This is a genomic window from Streptomyces fuscigenes, assembly GCF_021556455.1.
Taxonomy (GTDB): Bacteria; Actinomycetota; Actinomycetes; order Streptomycetales; family Streptomycetaceae; genus Streptomyces; species Streptomyces fuscigenes.
This window is the reverse complement of the sequence record NZ_JAKGCV010000325.1, coordinates 1-6,333: the sequence shown is the minus strand read 5'-3', so window position 1 is coordinate 6,333 and position 6,333 is coordinate 1. Positions and strand designations below refer to the sequence as shown.

Annotated in this window: 7 protein-coding genes and 1 tRNA gene; 1 reads left to right on the top strand and 7 read right to left on the bottom strand. The window is 73.0% G+C overall.

Features of this window, described 5'->3' with window-relative positions:
* Positions 1–307: 307 nt before the first annotated feature.
* The 7 genes from L1885_RS21310 to L1885_RS21280 form a co-directional block, all read right to left on the bottom strand.
* Positions 308–380, bottom strand: a tRNA-Ala gene (locus tag L1885_RS21310).
* A 272-nt stretch (positions 381–652) separates the two neighbouring features.
* Entirely contained in the window at positions 653–1,339 is a 687-nt protein-coding gene (locus L1885_RS21305; protein ID WP_235798774.1) for a histidine phosphatase family protein, read from the bottom strand.
* Positions 1,336–1,767, bottom strand: coding sequence for a ribosome silencing factor (gene rsfS / locus L1885_RS21300; protein ID WP_235798772.1), 432 nt, complete (start codon positions 1,765–1,767; stop codon positions 1,336–1,338). The genes L1885_RS21305 and rsfS overlap by 4 nt, the downstream gene beginning before the upstream one ends.
* Before the next feature lie 208 nt (positions 1,768–1,975).
* Positions 1,976–3,925 carry an LCP family protein gene (locus tag L1885_RS21295; protein ID WP_308117370.1) on the bottom strand — a complete coding sequence of 650 codons (1,950 nt, stop codon included), beginning with the start codon at positions 3,923–3,925 and terminating at the stop codon, positions 1,976–1,978.
* A 52-nt stretch (positions 3,926–3,977) separates the two neighbouring features.
* Positions 3,978–4,592 carry a nicotinate-nucleotide adenylyltransferase gene (gene nadD / locus L1885_RS21290; protein ID WP_235798771.1) on the bottom strand — a complete coding sequence of 205 codons (615 nt, stop codon included), beginning with the start codon at positions 4,590–4,592 and terminating at the stop codon, positions 3,978–3,980.
* Between the two features lie 37 nt (positions 4,593–4,629).
* Positions 4,630–4,779 (bottom strand): hypothetical protein, encoded by a 150-nt coding sequence (locus L1885_RS21285; RefSeq protein ID WP_235798770.1) that lies wholly within the window; start codon positions 4,777–4,779, stop codon positions 4,630–4,632.
* An 84-nt stretch (positions 4,780–4,863) separates the two neighbouring features.
* Positions 4,864–5,019, bottom strand: a complete 156-nt coding sequence (locus tag L1885_RS21280) for a hypothetical protein (protein ID WP_235798769.1) — start codon at positions 5,017–5,019, stop codon at positions 4,864–4,866.
* 200 nt (positions 5,020–5,219) lie between these two features.
* Between L1885_RS21280 and L1885_RS21275 the strand changes: the two genes are divergently transcribed.
* A partial coding sequence (locus L1885_RS21275; RefSeq protein WP_235798768.1) for a M48 family metallopeptidase occupies positions 5,220–6,333 on the top strand: 1,114 nt, incomplete at its 3' end.

Here is a 6,333-nt window from a genome sequence, read left to right as displayed (position 1 = left end):
GCGGACGCCCGCACGCGGGGCGCGACGGCACCCGCGAGGCGGCCCCAGGGCCCGGCCGGGGCCCGGCTGACGGGCCGTCGCGGGCCCGGGAAGCACGTGCGGGCGAAGCCGGGCCGCGGAACCGGGACCCGGACCGCGGGGATACGCGGGCGAGGACGAGCCGGCCCGGGGAGGCCGAGCGCCCGGGCCTCGGGGACGGCAGGGGCGCCGGAGTCCGCGCGCGAGCGGGACGGAAAGCGCACAACGCCAACCGCCCCGGTCCATGGGCGGACCGAGGCGGTTTCTCCGGGACTTTCCGGAACGGGTGTGGAGCTAAGGAGAATTGAACTCCTGACCTCCTGCATGCCATGCAGGCGCTCTACCAACTGAGCTATAGCCCCGCGTGTTCTTCGCGCTTGCGCTCCGCGCTGCGAACAAGAAGAACTCTAGCCTGCGGGCCGCCGGAAAGTGAAATCAGCCGCCGTACGCCGCCGGTGCCCGCGGTCGCCGCCTGCCTGGTCGGCGGCGGTCGCCGCGGCGATGACGAGGTGTCGCCGCCGAATACGGACCCGGTCCGTGGACACGGCCGCGGCCGTCGACACGAGCGGTGACCGTCGAGCCGTCACCGCACCGGATCCGCGCACGGCCCCGCCGCCGGTCCGGCGCCGCGCTCTCAGTCGTCGTCGCCGATGACCGGTTCGGGCAGGCTGCCGGCGTTGTGCTCCAGCAGGCGCCAGCCCCGGACGCCCTCGCCCAGGACGGACCAGAAGCAGTTGGTGAGCCCGCCGAGGCCCTCCCAGTGCCGCGCCTCGATCCCGAGGAGGCGGCCGATGGTGGTGCGGATCGCACCTCCGTGGCTGACGACGACGAGCGTTCCGCCGTCCGGCAGGGCGTCCGCGTGCCGCAGTACGACGGGCGCGGCGCGGTCGGCGACCTCGGTCTCGAGCTCGCCGCCGCCCCGGCGCACCGGCTCCCCGTGCTTCCAGGCCAGGTACTCGGCGCCGTAGCGCTCGTTGATCTCCGTGTGCGTGAGTCCCTGCCAGTCCCCCGCGTACGTCTCGCGCAGGCCCGCGTCGTGCTGGACCTCCAGGCCCGTCAGCCCGGCCAGCTCGGCGGCCGTCGCGGCGGCCCTGCGCAGGTCGGAGGAGACGATGGCGTGCGGCTTGAGCTGAGCGAGGCGGCGGGCCGAGCGCCGGGCCTGCTGCACGCCGGTCCGGGTGAGCTCGATGTCCGTGGTGCCCTGGAAGCGCCCCTCGACGTTCCACGACGTCTGCCCGTGGCGCCACAGGATGATCCGGCGGTCGCGCGGAGCGTTCGGCGCCCCGGGGGCGGGGCCGGCGGGGCTCGCGGTGGCGCTCAGCTCGCGTCCTCGTCCGCCCTGGCGGACAGGGCTGCGTGCTCCTCGCCCCGGCCCTTGGTCTTCACGGCGTCCTCGGGCAGCGGCAGCTCGGGGCAGTCCTTCCACAGCCGCTCCAGGGCGTAGAAGACGCGCTCCTCGCTGTGCTGCACGTGGACGACGACGTCCACGTAGTCGAGGAGGATCCACCGCGCGTCGCGGTCGCCCTCGCGGCGCACCGGCTTCGCGTCGTGTTCCTTCTGCAGCCGCGCCTCGATCTCGTCGACGATCGACTTGACCTGCCGGTCGTTCGGCGCGGAGGCGAGCACGAAGGCGTCGGTGATCGACAGGACGTCGCTCACGTCGTAGGCGATGATGTCGTGCGCCAGGCGGTCGGCGGCCGCCTGGGCGGCGGTCTGGACAAGCTGGATGGCGCGGTCCGTAGCGGTCACGAGCAGGCTTTCGTCGAGGGGCAGGGAGACTCCCAGGATCTCACGGACGGCCGACGCACCGCGCCCGTGTTCCGCGACGGGGTCCGCGGAGCCCGCGCCGCCGCGCGCGGGCCCCTCGCCGCCCGCCTCCGCCCGACCGCCTCGCGGGGCGCGCGGAGGCGGGTGCGGCCCCGCGCCGGCGGCCGGCCGTACCTGCTCGTCGCGGTGCCTACTCGTGGCCGCCCGTCTTCGGCGGTGTGTAGTCCCCGCCGAGGACGACCGCGATGTCGGAACTGCCCGCCGAGCCCTTGCTCACCGCTCCGGCGGGCAGCCCGAGCGTCTTGGCGACCTCGCCGGCCTGCTCCTTGTTCTTGGCGTCCGCGTACGTGACCGTCGACTTCGCGCTCTGCGCTCCGGTCCCGGTGTCCACGACCGTGTATCCCCCGTTCACCAGGGCGACCCGCGCCGCCTCGGTGGCCGCCTTGCCGCCTGTGGCGTTCTTCACGCCGACGCGGGGGATCCCGTCCGGGTCCGGGGCGCTGACGGAGCCGCCGAGCACCTTCTTGACCTCGTCCTCGCCGGCGCCGCTGAGCGTCCCGTCCTTGCCGACGGGCAGCACGAACGTCTTGTAGTGGTCCGCCTTGGCCTGCGCGGCGAGCTTCGCGAGCGCGGCGCCGAGGTCCTTGTCCGTGAGGGACGGGTCGAGGATCTGGGCGAGCGTCTGCACCGTGACCGTCGCGGCCTTCGGGTCGCTCGACAGCTTGCGCAGGGTGGCCTGCACGACCTGCCCGAACCGGTCGAGCTGCTTGTCGTCGCTCTCGCCCGGCGCGTGGTACGTGGCGTAGGCGACGGCCATCTTGCCGCTGAGGGTCTGGTCCTTGCCCCGGTGGACGAGCGGCGCGGCGCCCTTCTTCGCGTCGGGGACGTCGGTGTCGGTGTCGACCTCGACATTGCCGACGAGGTCGACGAGGTTCTCCAGGTACGGGGTGTCCAGCCGCCAGGTGCCCGCGACCTTCGTGCCCAGGAGGTTGCCGATCGACTCGCGGGTGCCGTCGGAGCCGTCCTCCTCGACGGACTTGGCGAGGGTGGTGACCGTGCCGTCGTCGTTGGTCACGTTCAGCGTCCCGGGCAGCAGGACCGTGCTGCCCTGGCCCGTCGTCTCGTTGTTGACGAGCAGCGCCGTGGACGTCGACTTGTCGGCCGTGTCGTGCAGGTGCACGACGATCACGTCGCGCTTCTGCGGGCCGCTCGCCGCCGCGGCCTGCTTCTTCGTCGGCGCGTCGAGCCCGGGCAGCTTGCCCGCGTACCAGAGGTAGCCGGCACCGCCGACGACCGCGACGGCCAGTACCACCAGCAGCGCGACGACCCGGTTGCGTCCGCGCCGCCGGGCCTCCTCGCGCCGCTCCGTACGGCTCTCGGTGAAGGCGAGCCAGTCGATCACGTCCTCGGAGTCCTCGTCGGGCTCCTCGATGAACGCGAACTGCTCGGTGTGGTAGCCCTCTTCGGACGACGAGCGCTGTCCGGGGACGGCGGGCCCGCGCGGCGGGCGGGGCTCCTGCTGTGCCGGTCCCGGCTGCCGCGGGGAGTGCGGGGGCCGGCCGGGCTGTTCGCCGGGCGCCTGCTGCTGGGGCTGGGCCTGCCGCGGGTGCTGGGGGGCCTGCTGCTGCGGGATGTTCCACTGCTGCGTGGTGTCGGTGGCGGCCGGCTGCGGGCCGGTGTCCCACCCGTAGGCCTGCGCCGCGTCCGGTCCCCGTCCGCCCTGGTGCCCGTAGGCGTCGTATCCGGCGGGCCCCTGGCCCTGGGGTGCCTGCGGCGCCTCGGCGGGGGGCCGGCCGTACGGGTCGTAGCCGTAGCCCTGGGCGGTGCCCCAGCCCTGGCCGCGGTCGCCGACGGGGGGCTGCCGGCCGGTGTCGTAGCCGCCGACGGGGGGCTGCTGTCCGGTGTCGTAACCACCGACGGGGGGCTGCTGCCCGGTGTCGTAACCGCCGACCGGTGGCTGCTGCCCGGTGTCGTAGCCGCCGCCGTACCCCTGCTCACCGGTGTCCTGCGTCGGGCCCTGGGCGGCGGCCTGCTGCTCGTACACCGGCCGGCCGTACTCGTCGTACCCGACGATCCGCGGCCCGCCGTAGTACGGGTCGTATGGACCTGGACCGTACGGCGGCTGCTGCTGGTCGTTCACCGGTGCCCCTCTTCGTGGTGACGTGCCTCGGGCGGCTGTGGCGCCCCGTCGCTCACGCGCGGTACAGCTGGCGCTTGTCGATGTACCGCACGACACCGTCCGGCACGAGGTACCAGACGGGGTTGCCCTTGACGACGCGCTCCCGGCAGTCCGTGGACGAGATGGCGAGCGCCGGCACCTCCACCAGGGAGACACCGCCCTTGGGGAGGCCGTCGTCGGTCAGATCATGCCCCGGACGGGTGACTCCGATGAAATGGGCGAGGGAGAACAGCTCCTCGGCGTTGCGCCACGTGAGGATCTGCGACAGCGCGTCGGCGCCGGTGATGAAGAAGAGGTCGGCATCCGTGTGGGTGGCCCGCAGGTCCCGCAGCGTGTCGATGGTGTACGTCGGGCCGCCGCGGTCGATGTCGCTGCGGCTGACCGAGAACTGCGGGTTGGAGGCCGTGGCGATGACCGTCATCAGGTAGCGGTCCTCCGCGGGGGACACCGCCTTCTGACTCTTCTGCCACGGCTCGCCCGTCGGCACGAAGACCACCTCGTCGAGGTGGAACAGCGCCGCCACCTCGCTGGCCGCCACCAGGTGGCCGTGGTGGATCGGATCGAACGTCCCGCCCATCACGCCGAGTCGGCGCCTGCCGGACCCGGTGGGCCCCTGCTGCTCTCCCATGCGCGTAGAGCCTACTGGCACGCGGGTTCGACGCCGCTCAGCGGTCCCGGTTGAAGCGCGTCGTGATCCACAGCAGCAGGAGCAGCGCGAACAGGGCCCCTCCGCCGGTCAGCCAGGGGCTGAGGCTCTCGTGGTTGCTGCCCTCGGCAAGGGTGGCGAGGCTTGCGGCGGTACCGGAGGGAATCATCTTCAACAAGACCTATCGACTGGGAATCGGATCGGTGACTTCGGGCACATCGTATGCGGGGCCGCCGGGCGCGCCCATGCCGACTCAGTCGTTGTTGCCGTCGCCGTAGCCGCGCAGCAGGAACCACGCGAGGAAGACCCCGCCGACGACGGCCACCACGAGCACGATGCGCAGGACGTTCCCGGGGCCCTGCTGGTCGGACGCGGCCGCGGCGGCGATGAGTGTGCTGGCTGCCTGCATGACGGGTGCGCTCCTCGGTCTCTCAGGAACCGTCCGGCGTGGACCGGTTTTCCACAGGCGGTTCCGGGCCCCCGCCACACGGTAGTCCCAGCGCCTAGGCTGTCTCCCGGCAGGGGGACGGAGCCTCGGCCCCCGCGCGGGTCCGGTGGCACGGGGCGGCGCCGCCCGACGCGACCGACAGGACGGACAGGGGACGGCCGATGACGGACGACAGCACTCCCGGGAACGTGCCGATGCGCAGGCGCAGGCGCTTTCCCGGCATCTCCTCGCGTGCCTACGAGCACCCCGCCGACCGCTCGGCGCTGGTCGCGCTGCGCAGGCTGACCGGCTTCGACACGGTCTTCAAGGCGCTCAACGCGCTGCTGCCCGAGCGGAGCCTGCGGCTGCTGTTCCTCTCGGACTCCGTACGGGTGAGCGAGGCGCAGTTCCCGCACCTGCACGCGATGCTGCTCGACGCCTCCTACGTCCTGGACCTGAAGAAGGTCCCCCTGATGTACGTGGCGCAGAACCCCCAGCCGAACGCGATGTGCGTCGGGCTCGACGAGCCGATCATCGTCGTGACGACCGGCCTGGTGGAGCTGCTCGACGAGGAGGAGATGCGGGCGGTCGTGGGCCACGAGACCGGGCACGCGCTGTCCGGCCATTCGGTGTACCGCACGCTGCTGCTGTTCCTGACGAACCTGGCCCTGAAGGTCGCCTGGATCCCCCTCGGGAACGTGGCGGTCACGGCGATCGTGACGGCGCTGCGGGAGTGGTTCCGCAAGTCCGAGCTCTCCGCCGACCGCGCGGGCCTGCTGGTGGGTCAGGATCCGCAGGCGTCGATGCGCGGGCTCATGAAGGTCGCCGGCGGCAACCACCTGCACGAGATGAACGTGGACGCGTTCCTCGCGCAAGCGGAGGAGTACGAACGCGCGGGCGACCTGCGGGACTCGGTCCTCAAGATCCTCAACGTGCTGCCCCGCTCGCATCCCTTCGCCACCGTGCGGGCGGCGGAGCTGAAGCGGTGGGCGGAGAGCCGCGACTACCAGCGGATCATGGACGGCCACTACCCCCGGCGGGACGAGGACAAGGACACCTCGGTGGGCGATTCGTTCCGCGACTCGGCCTCGCACTACGCGGACACCGTCAAGAGCAGCAAGGACCCGCTGTTCAAGCTGGTGGGCGACATCGCGGGCGGGGCCGGGGACCTGGGCGGCAGGCTGCGGGACCGCTTCATGGGAGCGGCAGGGGCCGGCGGCGGCACGGCGGGCGGCGCGAACGGCGACCGCGGTGGCCGGGGCGGCGCCGCGGACGGCGACGGGGACGGGAGGAGCG